At 63.8% G+C, this 14,277-nt stretch carries 13 protein-coding genes; 11 read left to right on the top strand and 2 right to left on the bottom strand.

Annotated elements, in window-relative coordinates; genetic code table 11:
• The first annotated feature begins 77 nt into the window (after positions 1-77).
• Positions 78-875, top strand: a complete 798-nt coding sequence (locus ACIPHN_RS05940; RefSeq protein WP_400434143.1) for a transporter substrate-binding domain-containing protein — start codon at positions 78-80, stop codon at positions 873-875.
• A 174-nt stretch (positions 876-1,049) separates the two neighbouring features.
• Complete coding sequence (locus ACIPHN_RS05935; protein WP_400434141.1) at positions 1,050-2,696, top strand: methyl-accepting chemotaxis protein; 1,647 nt, start codon at positions 1,050-1,052, stop codon at positions 2,694-2,696.
• On the opposite strand, the gene ACIPHN_RS05930 is transcribed toward ACIPHN_RS05935, so the two are convergent.
• Entirely contained in the window at positions 2,697-3,416 is a 720-nt protein-coding gene (locus ACIPHN_RS05930) for a GntR family transcriptional regulator (protein ID WP_400434139.1), read from the bottom strand.
• A 213-nt stretch (positions 3,417-3,629) separates the two neighbouring features.
• On the opposite strand from ACIPHN_RS05930, the gene ACIPHN_RS05925 reads away from it, so the two are divergent.
• Complete coding sequence (locus tag ACIPHN_RS05925; protein ID WP_400434137.1) at positions 3,630-4,979, top strand: gluconate:H+ symporter; 1,350 nt, start codon at positions 3,630-3,632, stop codon at positions 4,977-4,979.
• A 64-nt stretch (positions 4,980-5,043) separates the two neighbouring features.
• On the top strand, positions 5,044-6,414 hold the full coding sequence (locus ACIPHN_RS05920; RefSeq protein ID WP_400434135.1) for an NAD(P)H-dependent oxidoreductase: 1,371 nt from the start codon (positions 5,044-5,046) through the stop codon (positions 6,412-6,414).
• A gap of 64 nt (positions 6,415-6,478) precedes the next feature.
• Here ACIPHN_RS05920 and ACIPHN_RS05915 read toward each other — a convergent pair whose 3' ends face one another.
• Positions 6,479-7,285, bottom strand: a complete 807-nt coding sequence (locus tag ACIPHN_RS05915) for a transporter substrate-binding domain-containing protein (RefSeq protein ID WP_400434133.1) — start codon at positions 7,283-7,285, stop codon at positions 6,479-6,481.
• Between the two features lie 347 nt (positions 7,286-7,632).
• Here ACIPHN_RS05915 and ACIPHN_RS05910 point away from each other — a divergent pair, with 347 nt between their 5' ends.
• The 7 genes from ACIPHN_RS05910 (at position 7,633) to nirK (ending at position 14,274) form a co-directional block, all read left to right on the top strand.
• Positions 7,633-7,911, top strand: coding sequence for a type II toxin-antitoxin system RelE/ParE family toxin (locus ACIPHN_RS05910; RefSeq protein WP_400434131.1), 279 nt, complete (start codon positions 7,633-7,635; stop codon positions 7,909-7,911).
• A 9-nt stretch (positions 7,912-7,920) separates the two neighbouring features.
• Complete coding sequence (locus ACIPHN_RS05905) at positions 7,921-8,226, top strand: HigA family addiction module antitoxin (protein WP_400434129.1); 306 nt, start codon at positions 7,921-7,923, stop codon at positions 8,224-8,226.
• A gap of 165 nt (positions 8,227-8,391) precedes the next feature.
• A complete protein-coding gene (locus tag ACIPHN_RS05900; RefSeq protein ID WP_400434127.1) occupies positions 8,392-10,668 on the top strand; it encodes a nitric-oxide reductase large subunit in 2,277 nt (758 codons plus the stop codon).
• 22 nt (positions 10,669-10,690) lie between these two features.
• The gene (locus ACIPHN_RS05895) at positions 10,691-11,140 is read left to right on the top strand and encodes an Rrf2 family transcriptional regulator (RefSeq protein ID WP_400434125.1); all 450 of its coding nucleotides are present in this window, start codon (positions 10,691-10,693) and stop codon (positions 11,138-11,140) included.
• A 34-nt stretch (positions 11,141-11,174) separates the two neighbouring features.
• On the top strand, positions 11,175-11,522 hold the full coding sequence (locus ACIPHN_RS05890) for a metal-sulfur cluster assembly factor (protein ID WP_400434123.1): 348 nt from the start codon (positions 11,175-11,177) through the stop codon (positions 11,520-11,522).
• On the top strand, positions 11,522-12,661 hold the full coding sequence (locus tag ACIPHN_RS05885) for a hypothetical protein (RefSeq protein WP_400434122.1): 1,140 nt from the start codon (positions 11,522-11,524) through the stop codon (positions 12,659-12,661). The genes ACIPHN_RS05890 and ACIPHN_RS05885 overlap by 1 nt, the downstream gene beginning before the upstream one ends.
• Before the next feature lie 140 nt (positions 12,662-12,801).
• Positions 12,802-14,274 carry a copper-containing nitrite reductase gene (gene nirK / locus ACIPHN_RS05880; protein ID WP_400434663.1) on the top strand — a complete coding sequence of 491 codons (1,473 nt, stop codon included), beginning with the start codon at positions 12,802-12,804 and terminating at the stop codon, positions 14,272-14,274.
• The last annotated feature ends 3 nt before the right edge of the window (positions 14,275-14,277 follow it).

Raw genomic sequence — 14,277 nt, 5'->3', positions numbered from 1 at the left:
CGCCCGACGAAAAGGGGAATTAGTTAGTTTCGATACGGCTTGCCCGTTCCAACAATACCAGACGACGAGGAACAATCATGAAGTTGGTCAAGACAGCAGTGGCGGCATCCCTGGGCCTGATGGCCGCATTCGCGGGCCAGGCCATGGCCGATACGCTGGCCGATATCCAGAAGGCTGGCGTGGTCAAGATCGGTGTGCCACAGGACTTCGCGCCCTATGGTTCGGTCAATTCCGAGCTGCAGCTGCAGGGCCTCGACATCGAGGTCGCCAAGCTGGTGGGCAAGGGCCTGGGCGTGAAGGCCGAACTGGTGCCGGTGCCCATTTCCAGCCGCATGGCCTTCCTGCAGACGCACAAGATCGACCTGATCATCTCTACCCTGGGCAAGAACGCCGAGCGCGAGAAGGTCATGGACTTCTCGCAAGGCTATGCGCCCTACAACAACAGCGTCTTCGGCGTGGCCGCCATCAAGGTTGCCGGTCCGGCCGACCTGGCCAACCAGACCGTGGGGGTGGCGCGCAGCACCTTTGAGGACCTGATGCTCACCGATAGCGTGCCCAAGAGCACCACCATCAAGCGCTACGAGGATAACAACGGCCTGATCTCGGCCTATGTCTCGGGCCAGGTGCAGATCGTCGGCACCGGCGACTTCGTGGCCTATGCCCTGGCCGAGAAGACGCCTACCAACAAGCCGCTGCTGAAGTACATCATCAATGTCTCGACCTGCTACGTCGGCATGAACAAGGGCGAGCCCGCCCTGATGGCCAAGGTCAACGATGCCCTGACCGCCTCCAAGAAGAGCGGCGAGCTCAATGGCATCGTCAAGAAATGGCTCAACGTCCCGCTGCCGGAGAAGATCGCCACGACCTACCAGTAAGCGGGCGCGGAGCCGCCAGTCGCATCGGGCGTCCAGCCCAGGGGCCACATCGCTGCCGGCGCTGTGGCCCTTTTTTTCGTCTATCTCGTGCGGGTACGTTTCTTGCTGGAAATCACCGCGAGCGGCGGCCTAGGGGGCGGCCGCCGTGCATGCATCATCACAGGGGAATTCATCATGAAGGTCGTTGGGAACCTGCGCATCGGCAGCCGTCTGGCCGCCGGTTTCGCCTTGGTATTGGCATTGTCGGTCCTGGTCATGGGCATAGCCGTGTGGCGTCTTGACGTGGTCGCGGGGGTGACGCAGGACATGGTCAGCCAGTCGGTGCGCAAGGAGCGCCTGATCTCGGCCTGGTACGGCAACCTGCGCGCGGCCATCCTGCGTACGGTGGCGATGTCGCGCAGCACCGATCTGACCCTGAACAACTATTTCCTCAACGAGGAGCTGGCCTCGGTCAAGGAGAGTGCGGACATCCAGAAGGAGCTGGCGCCCATGCTCGATACGCCCGCCGAGCAAGCCCTGTATGGCGAGATTGCCGAATTGCAGAAGGCTTACAAGACGGTCTACCTGAAGATGATGGATCTGAAGTCCACCGGTGAGCAGGATGCGGCCAGCAGCGTGCTGATCCAGGAATTCATGCCGCTGTCCAAGAAGTACCAGGCCGTCATGCGCAAGCTGCAGCAGGCCGAGCAGGAAGAGATCGATCTCGCCTCCGAGAACATCGTCAGCCTGGCCCGTCAAAGCCGCCTGCTGCTGATGGGGCTGGAAGCGGCCGCACTGGCCTTCGGCGTGCTGTGCGCCTGGCTGCTCACTCGCAGCATCGTGGCACCGCTCAGGCAGGCGGTGGCCCTGTCGCAGCGCGTCGCGGCGGGGGATCTCACCGCCCGGATCACGGTCAGTTCGCGCGACGAGGTCGGGCAGTTGCTAACGTCGCTGCAGGACATGAGTACCCGCCTGCGCGACATCGTCGCGCGCGTGCGCCAGGGCACCGATGCCATCGGCACGGCCTCGGGCGAAATTGCCGAAGGCAACCAGGATCTCTCGGCGCGCACCGAACAGCAGGCCGGCGCCCTGGAAGAAACCGCCTCGGCCATGGAAGAGCTGATCTCCACCGTGCGCACCAATACCGATCACGCCCATGAGGCCAGTCGCCTGGCGGCGACCGCGTCCGGCATTGCCGGCGAGGGTGGGGCGGTGGTGGGGCGGGTGGTGCAGACCATGTCGGATATCAATGCCTCCTCGCGCAAGATCGTCGACATCATCAGCGTGATCGATGGCATCGCCTTCCAGACCAATATCCTGGCCCTGAACGCGGCCGTGGAAGCGGCCCGTGCCGGCGAGCAGGGACGCGGCTTTGCCGTGGTGGCCTCGGAAGTGCGTTCGCTGGCCCAGCGTTCGGCCGCCGCCGCCCGTGAAATCAAGGCGCTCATCGATGACTCGGTGACCAAGGTCGATGCCGGCAGCACCCTGGTGGAGCAGGCCGGCAGCACCATGACGCGGGTGGTGCAGAGCGTGCAGCAGGTCAGTGCCATCGTCAACGAGATCAGCGTGGCCAGCGCCGAGCAGAGCGAGGGTATCCAGCAGGTCAACGATGCCATCGCCCAGCTCGACGATGTGACCCAGCAGAATGCCGCCCTGGTCGAGCAGGCCGCGGCGGCGGCAGCCTCCATGCGCAGCCAGGCCGGCAGGCTCACCGAGCTGGTCAGCGTCTTTGCGGTGGAAAGTGCGTCGGCACCGGCGACGGCCACGGCCGTGCTGGTGGCCGATAGCTTGTCGCCAGCGGGGGTGTCGCTGCTCCCGGGCCAGCGCGTCGCGGCTTCCTGATCAGGGAGTACCCAGCAACTGCTCCCACGTCCGGTGGACGTGGCGGCGCAGGTATTGGCCCAGCTCCTGCGCCTGGCGCCGGCTGAGCAGGTCGATGATGACCTGGTGCTCATCGATGGCGGTATGCCATATCTCTGAACTCACGCTGCCCTGATAGCGGTAGCGATACAGCTGCCGGTTCAACTGGCCATGCACCTCGGCCAGCGTATCGTTGCGCGCGGCCTGGACGATGCCGCGATGGATGCGCTGGTTCAGGTGGAAATAGCTGATGCGGTCGCGCCGCTCGTAGGCCGCCAGCATCTCGTGGTGCAGCGCGCGCAGTTCGGCCACTTCCTGGTCGGTGGCGAACTGGCAGGCGCGCACGGCGGCGAATTCCTCGATCACGCCCAGTACGTCCAGCTTTTCCTCGATCTGCTGCGGCGTCAGCTCGGCCACCACCGCGCCGCGGTTGGGCAGCAGCTTGACCAGGCCATCGGCGGCCAGGATCTTGAGCGCATCGCGCAAGGGCGTGCGCGATACCTGCAATTGCTCGGCCAGCGTGCGCTCGCGCAGGGGCGTGCCGGGCTTGAGTTCGTCGGTGACGATCTGGTTGCGCAACTGCTCGGCCAATTGCTCCGAGAGCAGCTCTCCAGCCGCCTCCTGGCGGTCTTCGTGCCGTTCTTCCTGTTCTTCGATAGCCGTCTTGCCACTGCCGACGGTGTGCTTGCCTTGCTGCGCCATGTCTGTTCCCGGCTTTCTTCTTTTGCGCATTGATGTCTATTTGGTATTCCAAATAGGATTATTCATTTAATCAATAAAATCAATGACTTGAAATAAAATATAAAAAATAAATCGCCAAAAATAAATTTTGGTATACCATTTGTCGCGCCGCCCGATCCGCGGCAACCGCACATCATACGTTTGTAAAACCATACTCCAAGCGGGAGAGAGACAATGTTCATGCCCCTGGTCAGCCCGGTGCTGGCGATTTTATTACTGATTCTGCTCATTACGCGCCTGCGTTTCCATCCTTTCCTGGCGCTGATCCTGGCCGCCGGCTTCCTGGGCATCGCCAGCGGGGTCTCCCCGGTGGATACCGTCAAGAGTTTCCAGAAGGGCTTCGGCGGCATCCTCAGTTCGGTGGGCCTGGTGGTCGGCCTGGGCAGCATGCTCGGTGGCCTGTTGCTGGAGTCGGGCGGCGCCGACAAGATCGCCAATGCCTTCGTGGGCCTGGGCTCGCAGCGCTGGATTCCCACCACCATCTGCGCGGCGGCCCTGCTGATCGGCCTGCCGCACCTCTTCGACGTCAGCTTCGTGATGCTGGTGCCGCTGGCCTTCGTGATCGCGCGTCGCACCAACAGCTACATCCTGCGCATCGGCGTGCCGCTGGCTGCGGGCCTGTATGTCTCGCATGGCCTGCTGCCACCGCATCCCTCGCCCACGCTGGCCATGGCGGCCTATCACGCCGACGCGGGCAAGACCATCTTCTACGGATTCCTGATCGCGGTGCCGATGGCCATCCTCTCGGGGCCGCTGTTCACCTCCTTCATCATGCGCTGGTTTCCGGCCTCGGCCTCGGCTGCCACTGATGTCGCTGTCGAACCGGCCGCCGCCGCGCCAGCCGAAGCGCGTCGTCTACCCTCACTGCCGCTGGTGCTGATCTCCGTGCTGCTGCCGCCGGGCCTGATGATGCTGCGGACCTTCGGGCGCAATCTGGTCGATAGCCACGGCATGGCCCATCGCTGGCTGGAGTTCGTGGGCGATCCCATTGTCTCGCTGCTCATCGCCGTGCTCTTTGCCTTCTATGCGCTGGGCGTGCGCAGTGGCTTCTCGCTCACGCAGATCCAGAAGATCCTGGGCAAGAGCCTGGCGCCGGCGGCGGGTGTGATCCTGATCCTGGGCGCCGGTGGTGGCCTCAAGGAAATGCTGGTGGCGACCCATGTCAGCGACTTGATCGCCCACTGGGCAGTGACCTGGCAGATCAATCCCCTGATCCTGGGCTGGGCCATCGCCGCCCTGATCCGCGTGGCCATCGGTTCGGCCACGGTAGCCACTGTCACGGCCGCCGGCATCGTCGCCCCGCTGGCCGCGGCCGATCCGCACGTGAGCCTGGAGCTGCTGGTGCTGGCCACCAGTTCGGGCGGCCTGATGCTGTCGCACCTCAATGATTCGGGCTTTTGGCTGTTCAAGGAATATTTCAAGTTGAGCGTGTCGGAAACGCTCAAGAGCTGGACCTTGCTGGTGTCCCTGCAATCGCTCATCGGCCTGGCCGGGGTGTTGCTGATCGACGCCTTCCTCCATTGATCCCCGGATCGACGCTGCTCCCGATACGGATACCGTCTTTTCGACATAGAAAGCACAGACCCTCATGAACTACGAACTTCTTTTCCAGGAACTGCAACACCGTGCCATCAGCATCGCCCTGACCGGCGCCAAGGGCGGCTTCGGCCGTTCGCTGCTGGTGCAATGCCGTCACATCAAGAGCCTGCGCGTGGCCGCCCTGTGCGACCTGGACGTGGAAGGCACGCGCGCCATGCTGATCGAACTCGGTTACGCCCCGGAGCGCCTGGCGATCTGCCATGACGCCGCCGCCGTGCGCGCCGCCAACGAACAGGACCAGACCGCCCTGGTGAGCGACTACCGCCTGCTCGATGCGGCTGCGCTGGATATCGTGGTGGAAGCCACCGGCAACCCCGATATCAGTGCCCAGATCGCCATCAACGCCATCGAGCACGGCGTCCATGTGGCCATGGTCAGCAAGGAAACCGATGCCGTCGTCGGTCCTTACCTCAATGCCCTGGCCTGCGAGCGCAAGGTGGTCTACACCACCGCCGATGGCGACCAGCCCAGCAACCTGATCGGACTGGTGACCTGGGCCCGCGTGCTGGGCTTCGAGGTGGTGGCCGCGGGCAAGTCCAGCGAATACGACTACATCTACAATCCGGCCTCGGGCGAGCTGGCCTATACCGATCAGCGCCACCAGGTGCCGGCCCTGTCGGGCTTGCTGACCCTGGAGGGCGACACGGCGGCGCGCCTGCAGCAACGCAGCCAGGCCATCAGCGCCTTGCCGCAGAGTGCCACGCCCGACTATTGCGAGATGAACGTGGTAGCCAATTCCACCGGCCTCACGCCGGCCTGCGATGCGCTGAGCTATCCGCTGTGCCGCATCTCGGAGCTGGCCGATATCTTCATTCCGCGCGCCGACGGCGGCATCCTCGACCGCGAAGGCGTGGTCGATGTCTTCAACTGCCTGCGTCTTCCGGACGAAGCCAGCTTCGGTGGCGGCGTCTTCGTGGTGGTGCGCTGTACCGACCACGAGGTGTGGCAGACGCTGGGCCAGAAGGGCCACGTGCTGGGGCGCAATGGCAAGTACGCCTGCATCTACCTGCCGTATCACCTGATGGGCCTGGAGACACCGATCAGCCTGTTCTCGGCCGTACTGCACGGACGAGCCTCGGGCAGCACCACGCAAGAGGTGCATGCGGTCATGGCGGCACAGACGCAGCGCGCGTTCAAGGCGGGAGAAGTGCTGCGCATGGGCGGCCATCATCACAACATCGATGGCATGAAGCCCTTGCTGCTGCCGGCGGCGCAAGCGCATCGCATCCACGCACCGTTCTACCTGGCGGCCAATCGCCGACTCAAGGTCGATGTGGCCGCGGGGGAAATCATCTCTCTGGACATGCTGGAATTCGACCAGAGCACGCTCTATTCTGCGTGGCAGAAACTGCCTGGATGAGGGCGGCCTCACCGGCATGGCGCCGTAGCTGCCATGCCGGTGGATTGCAGGCCGGACGCAGTGCTTACTGGAAGCTGGTCGCCATCTTCTGCGGCAGCGGCACATTGAGCCATTTCTGCACGATGCCATTGAGTTCGCCACTCTTCTTGGCGGCCGTGATGACCTCGTTGACCTTGGCCAGCAGGGCGGGTTCACCCTTGTTCAAGCCCACGCTGCAGCTCGATTCATTGATGATGTACTTCAGCACCGGCTTGTTGTCCGGTGCCTTCTCGGCCAGCGCATAGGCCACGAAATCCCCCGTTCCCACCAGTTGTACCTGGCCCGAGACATAGGCCGAGATCATGGCGTTGTTGTCCTCATAGCGCTTGATGGTGGTGTTCTTGGGCGCGGTGTCGGTCAGCTGCAGATCCTGGAAGGTGCCGCGCGCCACGCCCACCGTCTTGCCGGCCAGGTCGGCCGGACCGGCCACCTTGATGGCCGCCACGCCGAAGACGCTGTTGTTGTAGGGCGCATAGGCCTGCGAGAAATCGATCACCTTTTCACGTTCGGCATTCTTGCCCAGGGTGGAGATGACCAGGTCGGCCTTGTGCGTCTGCAGGTAGGCGATGCGGTTGGCGCTGGCCACCGGCACCAGTTGCACCTTCACGCCCATCTTCTGGGCGAGCAGCTTGGCCACGTCGATGTCCAGGCCCTGCAGCTGCAGGTCGGCATTGACCGAACCGAAAGGCGCGAAGTCCTGCGGCACGGCGATCTTGAGCACGCCGCTCTTGTGGATGTCAGCCAGTGCATCGGCACGGGCGGAGGTGGCGGCCAGGGACAGCAGGGCCAGCAGGCCCAGGGAAGCGGCCAGCGCCGGTTTTGCAAACTTCATCAACAACTCCTTGAGAAAAAGATACGGCAGGAGCTTTCTGTTCTGCAATGAGCGTGCCAGCCGGGAGGGCGCCTGACAGTGCGCTGACGGGTGGGGTGGCGGTGGATGCCGGGTGATGACGGGGCAGCCGGGGGCGAAGTTGGGGCGTGGGTTCACCAAGCTTGGGCTTGTCTCATTGCTTGATAAGCCGGTCGCGCCCGATTACCTGGTCAAAAAATCTTCAAGCGCCATGGGATAAATTCACGGCTTCGGTCGAGCCCCATATCTGATCAGCTAGGATTTACCGCGCTATCTCAATATGTTTCTGTTTAACAGAAACTGTTTAACGGTATAAAATTCCTCCACAGATGATCCTTTCATTCTCTTGCTCGGATAGTGAGCTGCTCTTTGAGAGCATTCCGGTGAAGCGGTTCAGGAATATCGAACGAGCCGCACGCCGCAAGCTCCTGATGATTCATGCTGCGCCCACGCTGGCGACGCTGAGGGTGCCGCCAGGCAATCACCTTGAAGCGCTACGGGGAAACAGGAAAGGTCAGCACAGTATCCGTATCAGTGACCAATGGCGCATCTGTTTTCGTTGGACTGCCGACGGCGTATACGATGTCGAAATCGTGGATTATCACTAGGAGAAAACGATGGCAAAGAAACTGGACGAAATCCATCCGGGTGAAATCCTGCTGGAAGAGTTCATCAAGCCCATGGGCAGCACGGGCGCCCGGGTGGCGTCAGATATTGACGTACCGGTGTCGCGCATCAGCGAGATCATCAACGGCAAGCGCCCCGTTACTGTTGATACGGCGGTCCGCCTGGGGGTCTATTTCAAGATGGATCCGCGCTTCTGGCTCAACCTGCAGGCCGAATATGATGTGCGTGTTGCGCAACGTGAATTGCTTCCTGCGATCAGGGCGCGCATTCGTCCGATGACATTGCCAGGCGTCTGATACCGGCCGGTCGTCATAACGCAGCCTACGGCGGCTGCATACATCGCTTCGCAGTCCGTCCGCACCACCCACGGTTGCGGGCGGCTTTGCTTGATCTGGCGCAAAGTTGCCAGAGAATCCGCGCCCTACCATAGATTCATCTGAAATGAATCTTATGGAGTCGCCATGAAATCAGATCACAGGCTCTGGCGCTGGCTGGGCTTGATCTTCGTTCTTTCCTTCGGTGCGCTGGGCTTTCTGGGTTACCAGATCTACCTGTCGGCACCGCCCATTCCCAAGGCCGTGATGTCGGTGCAGGGTGAAGTGCTGTATTCGGGCGAGCAGATCCAGGCCGGGCAGCAGGCCTGGCTGTCCGCCGGCGGTCAGCAGTTGGGTACCGTCTGGGGGCATGGCGCCTACGTCGCGCCGGACTGGTCGGCCGACTGGCTGCATCGCGAGGCCGTGGCTTTGCGCGAACTGCGCTCGCGCAAGTTTGCCAGTGCATCCTCCGCACTGACGCCCTCGGAGCGCGTGAGCGTCGATGCCGTCGTGCGCGACGAGATGCGTCACAACGGCTACGACGCCTCCACCCAGGTCCTCACCGTCTCCAATGAGCGGGCGCAGGCCATCCGCGACACGGCCGCGCATTACGAGGCCCTGTTCGGCAGCGATCCCTCGCTGCAGGCGTTGCGCGAGCAATACGCCATGACCGCCGGCAGCCTGCCGGAGGCCGCAGACCGCAAGGCGCTGGGCGCCTTCTTCTTCTGGTCGTCCTGGGCTGCAGCGGCTGACCGTCCGGGTGAGGCCGGTCTTTCCTACACCAGCAACTGGCCGCACGAACCGCTGGTGGGCAACGAGATGGGCGTGCCAGCCGCCATGTGGTCCATGGCCAGTATCGTGCTGCTGATCGCCGGCATCGCGGCCATGGTGTGGTTCCATGGCGGCCAGAAGCACGAGGACGCGCTCACGCCGCTGAAGGCCGATCCCTTCCTCGATGCCGTGGCGACGCCGTCCATGAAGGCCACGCGCAAGTATTTCTTTGCCGTGATCGGCCTGCTCCTGCTGCAGGTCGGCATGGGGGCCATCACTGCCCACTATGCGGTCGAGGGCGAGGGCTTCTTCGGTATTCCGCTGGCGCAGTGGCTGCCCTACGTGGTGAGCCGTACCGTCCACACGCAGGTGGGCATCTTCTGGATCGCCACGGCCTGGCTGGCCACGGGGCTGTATATCGCGCCCTTGCTGTCGGGCCGCGAGCCGCGTTTCCAGAAACTGGGGGTGGATGTGCTGTTCTGGGCCTTGATCGCCATCGTGGTGGGTTCAACCGCCACGGGCTGGTACGGCAGTCTGGAGCACGCCGGCGCCAACTTCAGCTTCTGGATCGGCAACCAGGGTCTTGAATACACCAGCATGGGACGCGTCTGGCAGATCCTGCTGTTCGTGGGCCTGCTGTTCTGGCTGCTCCTGCTGGGACGCGCCCTCTGGCCCGCCCTCAGGACGCCCTCGGAGAGCCGTGGCCTGATCGCCATGGTGTTCCTGTCGGCGACCTGCATCGGCGGCTTCTATGCCAGCTCGCTGATGTGGGGCCAGCACACCCATTACTCGATGATCGAATACTGGCGCTGGTGGCTGGTCCACCTGTGGGTGGAAGGTTTCTTCGAAGTGTTTGCGACCGCCGTGGTGGCGCTGATCTTCACCCGCCTGGGCCTGGTGCGTACCGTCACGGCCAACCGTGCCATCGTGGCCGAGACCATCGTCTTCCTCTTCGGCGGCATCCTGGGCACCCTGCATCACCTGTACTTCACCGGCACGCCGACTTCGGTCATCGCCGTGGGGGCCGTGTTCTCCGCCCTGGAAGTGGTGCCGCTGGCCATGATCGGCCTGGAGGCCCTGCAGACCTATCGCCGCGCCCAGGCCGCGCCCTGGATGCAGGCCTACAGGTGGCCGATCCTGTGCTTCGTGGCCGTCGGCTTCTGGAACACGGTGGGCGCGGGCGTGCTGGGCTTTGCCATCAATCCGCCGGCCTCGCTGTACTACGTGCAGGGTCTGAACATGACACCGGCGCACGGCCATGCGGCGCTGTTCGGGGTCTACGGCATGCTGGGCATCGGGCTCATGCTGTTCTGCCTGCGCGGCCTCTATGCCCGCGACCTGCATGCCGATGGCTTGCTCAGGCCCGCCTACTGGGGGATGAACATCGGCCTGGCGATGATGGTATTCATGTCCCTGCTGCCGGCCGGCATCTACCAGGCCTGGGCCAGTATCGACCGCGGCATGTGGTTTGCGCGCTCCCCCGAGATCGTCCATTCGAAGGTCATGGAAACGCTGGTGTGGCTGCGCGTGCCGGGTGACATCGTCTTCGCCGCGGGTTCGCTGATGCTGGCGTGCTACGCCATCGGCCTGCTGCGTCGTCACAAGCGCCAGGGCATCAAGGGCGCGGCCCCGGCATCCGCCGCCCGTCGTTGAGCATCCTGCCTGGAGCATTGCCATGAAACTGACCAGCTTCACCGACTACAGCCTGCGCGTGCTGATCTACCTGGCGGCGCAGCCCGAGCGGCGCGCCACCATCGCCGAGATCGCCAGGATCTTCGATATCTCTGAAAGCCATCTGATGAAGGTGGTGCATTTCCTGGCCCAGCAGGGCTGGCTGATGACGGTCCGGGGCAAGGGCGGCGGGATGAGCCTGGGCATGCCACCGGTCGAGATCGGCATTGGCCAGGTGGTGCGGGCCACCGAAGGTCCGGCCGTTCCCGCCGAATGCTTCGGTACGCAAGCCGACACCTGCGTGATCACCGATGCCTGCCGCCTCAAGGCCGTGCTCAGGAAGGCGGCAGAGGCTTTCTACGCGGTGCTCGACGAATACACCCTGGCCGACCTGGTGCGCAACCGCACCGTGCTCGCCCAGATCCTGCAACTGCGGCCGGAGCGCGCGGCCTGAGGGCGGGCGACGGCCTTACTTTTTCTTTTTCATCATGGATGCCACGCAAGCAGATTCCTGTCCATTTCCCTATCGCGGCCCGGCTGAACTGGAAGGGCCGGTACGGGCGGCGCTGGCGCGCGTGGTCGATCCCGAACTGTCCCTGTCCATCGTCGATGTGGGCCTGGTCTATGGCATCGATATCGCCGACGGTGTCGTGCGGGTCAGGCTGACCATGACCAGCCCGGCCTGTCCCATGTCGGAAGTCGTGCTGGATGATGCCGGCAGCGAGTTGCGCCGGGTGCTGCCCGATGGCTACGCGGTAGACCTCCAGCTTGTCTGGGAGCCGCCCTGGGAGCCTGCCCGCCTGAGCGCCAAGGCCCGTCTCCTGATGGGGTGGTGATGTCCTCGCCTGCTGCTACTGCTGCGCGCCTGGGTGTTGCCATCGTGCTGGGCGGCATGCTGGTGGCGGCCGTGCTGGGTGGTCTGCTGCGTGCGGGAGCCATCGGCCTCCCCCTGGCGGGTAGTGAGTTCATCGGGCGGGCCGCCGTGCTGCATGCGGCGCTGATGCTTTCATCCTTCCTGGGCAGCGTCATCGCAGTGGAGCGTGCGGTCGCCTTGCGCCAGCGCTGGGCCTACCTGGCGCCACTGTGTGGCGTGGCGCAGGGGGCTTGCCTGCTGCTGGTCGCAGGCCCGCTGTCCTTTCCCCTGGCGGCTGCGTTCGGGGTGCTCGCCGCGCTGTGCTTCGTGGCGGTCAACGTGGTGCTGCTGGCGCGTCAGCCCCAGGCCCACATGGTGGTGATGTTCGCAGGTTCGCTGGCCTGGCTGGTGGGCAATGGCGTGTACGCCTGGCAGCAGGATGCCGGGCTTGCGCTGCTGTGGTGGTTCGCCTTCGTGGTGCTGACCATTACTGCCGAGCGGCTGGAGATGGCGCGGCTCATGCCACGGCACCCGCTGTCGCGTCCGCTGTTGATGGTGGCACTCCTGTGCCTGCTGGCAGGACTGGTGACAGCGATGTTCGACCTGCGCCATGGTTGCCTGCTCTTTGGGGTGGCATTGCTGATGCTGGCGCTCTGGCTTGTCACCTTCGACGTGGCGCGGCGAACCGTGCGCACGCACGGCTTGAGCCGCTACATGGCGCTGTGCCTGTTGAGCGGCTACGGCTGGCTGATGCTGTCGGGGCTGGCCTGGATGGTGCAGGCCCTGGAGCTGGAGCAAGGGATCGCACTGCGCGACGTGGCCTTGCATGCCCTCGCTCTGGGCTTCGTGATGAGCATGGTCATGGGCCATGCACCGGTCATCCTGCCTGCTGTCGCGCGCGTGAAAGTGCTGTTCGGTCCCTGGTTCTATGCGCCGCTGGCGCTGCTGCATGGCGCGCTGCCGTTACGTTGTGCCGGAGCGTGGGGGCATCCCGGACTGCGTTCGCTCGGCGCGCTGCTCAATGCCGTGGCCATCGCCCTGTTCGTGCTGACGATGCTGGGCTCCGCCTGGGCATGGCGGCGCCAACACCAACATGCTGAGGCACCGAGTCATCCTGCTTGATGTGTATCAACTCACTCCCGGTCGGCAGTTCTTACCATGAAGATTCATTTTGCATGAATGTTTATCGGCTCTGACCATCGACGCCAATCACCAAGGAGAACGTCGTGAGATTGAAGATCAAGCAAACGCTGGCCGGCGCAATGCTGGCCGTGGGACTGGCCGGCATGCTGCCAGTGACGGCGGCAACGCTGCCCGCCAACAAGGCAACCCCCGACAAGGCCAGCGGAGACTTCGGCCCGCCGCAAGGCGCCCCCATCCGCGCCGTGCTCACCAGCCCGCCTGAAGTACCGCCGCCGACCAATCGCAATTATCCGGCCAAGGTGATCGTTGACCTCGAAGTGATCGAGAAGGAGATGCCCATTTCGGAAGGCGTGTCCTATACCTTCTGGACCTTCGGTGGCACCGTGCCCGGCAGCTTCATCCGCGTGCGCCAGGGCGACACGGTGGAGTTCCACCTCAAGAACAACCCCAGCAGCAAGATGCCGCACAACATCGACCTGCATGGCGTGACCGGTCCGGGTGGTGGCGCCGCATCGAGTTTCACCGCGCCGGGTCATGAGTCGCAGTTCAGCTTCAAGGCCCTGAATGAAGGCATCTACGTCTATCACTGCGCCACCGCGCCGGTGGGCATGCACGTGGCCAACGGCATGTATGGCCTGATCCTGGTGGAGCCGCCGCAGGGCTTGAGCAAGGTCGACCATGAGTACTACGTCATGCAGGGCGACTTCTACACCACCGGCAAGTACCGCGAAAAGGGCCAGCAGCCCTTCGACATGGAAAAGGCCATCGACGAACGGCCCACCTATGTGCTCTTCAACGGCGCCGAAGGTGCGCTCACCGGTGACAAGGCCATCACCGCCAAGGTCAACGAGACGGTGCGTCTGTTCGTGGGCAATGGCGGCCCCAACCTGGTATCGAGCTTCCACGTCATCGGCGCCATTTTCGACAAGGTGCAGTTCGAAGGCGGATCGCTGGCCCAGAAGAATGTGCAGACCACACTGATTCCCGCTGGCGGTGCGGCCATCGTCGAGTTCCGTACCAAGGTACCGGGCAGTTACGTGCTGGTCGATCACTCCATCTTCCGGGCCTTCAACAAGGGCGCGCTGGCCATCCTCAAGGTCAATGGTCCCGAAAACAAGGCCATCTATTCGGGCAAGGAACTCGACTCCGTCTACCTGGGTGACCGCTCCCAGCCCAACCTGAGCGCGGTGGCCACGGCGACCGCCAACGCCGCCAGCGGCAAGCTCACGCTGCAGGACCAGGTACAGGCCGGCAAGGCATTGTTCGCGGGTACCTGCTCGGTGTGTCACCAGTCCAATGGCGCCGGCCTGCCGGGCGTGTTCCCGCCACTGGCCAAGTCGGATTACTTCGCCGCCGACTACAGCCGTGCGATCAGGACCGTGCTGCATGGGCTCAACGGCCAGGTGAGCGTCAATGGCGTTGCCTACAACTCGGTCATGCCGCCGATGAACCAGCTCAACGACGACGAGATCGCCAATATCCTCACCTACGTGGCCAACGAATGGGGCAACCCGGGCGGACGTGTCTCGGCCGAGGACGTCAAGAAGCAGCGTGCGGCCAAGCCGGGCGCAGCGGCTGCGGCAGAGCACTGAGTC

Source organism: Herbaspirillum sp. NPDC087042 (assembly GCF_044745245.1).
Lineage (GTDB): Bacteria > Pseudomonadota > Gammaproteobacteria > Burkholderiales > Burkholderiaceae_D > Herbaspirillum.
This window is presented reverse-complemented; position numbering and strand designations above follow the sequence as displayed.

Coding starts and splice junctions, on each gene's coding strand:
- ACIPHN_RS05930 (WP_400434139.1), bottom strand. CDS start 3,416: ATGGCGCAGCAAGGCAAGCACACCGTCGGCAGTGGCAAGACGGCTATC.
- nirK (WP_400434663.1), top strand. CDS start 12,802: ATGCTGGCCGTGGGACTGGCCGGCATGCTGCCAGTGACGGCGGCAACG.
- ACIPHN_RS05895 (WP_400434125.1), top strand. CDS start 10,691: ATGAAACTGACCAGCTTCACCGACTACAGCCTGCGCGTGCTGATCTAC.
- ACIPHN_RS05900 (WP_400434127.1), top strand. CDS start 8,392: ATGAAATCAGATCACAGGCTCTGGCGCTGGCTGGGCTTGATCTTCGTT.
- ACIPHN_RS05905 (WP_400434129.1), top strand. CDS start 7,921: ATGGCAAAGAAACTGGACGAAATCCATCCGGGTGAAATCCTGCTGGAA.
- ACIPHN_RS05910 (WP_400434131.1), top strand. CDS start 7,633: ATGATCCTTTCATTCTCTTGCTCGGATAGTGAGCTGCTCTTTGAGAGC.
- ACIPHN_RS05940 (WP_400434143.1), top strand. CDS start 78: ATGAAGTTGGTCAAGACAGCAGTGGCGGCATCCCTGGGCCTGATGGCC.
- ACIPHN_RS05915 (WP_400434133.1), bottom strand. CDS start 7,285: ATGAAGTTTGCAAAACCGGCGCTGGCCGCTTCCCTGGGCCTGCTGGCC.
- ACIPHN_RS05920 (WP_400434135.1), top strand. CDS start 5,044: ATGAACTACGAACTTCTTTTCCAGGAACTGCAACACCGTGCCATCAGC.
- ACIPHN_RS05925 (WP_400434137.1), top strand. CDS start 3,630: ATGTTCATGCCCCTGGTCAGCCCGGTGCTGGCGATTTTATTACTGATT.
- ACIPHN_RS05890 (WP_400434123.1), top strand. CDS start 11,175: ATGGATGCCACGCAAGCAGATTCCTGTCCATTTCCCTATCGCGGCCCG.
- ACIPHN_RS05935 (WP_400434141.1), top strand. CDS start 1,050: ATGAAGGTCGTTGGGAACCTGCGCATCGGCAGCCGTCTGGCCGCCGGT.
- ACIPHN_RS05885 (WP_400434122.1), top strand. CDS start 11,522: ATGTCCTCGCCTGCTGCTACTGCTGCGCGCCTGGGTGTTGCCATCGTG.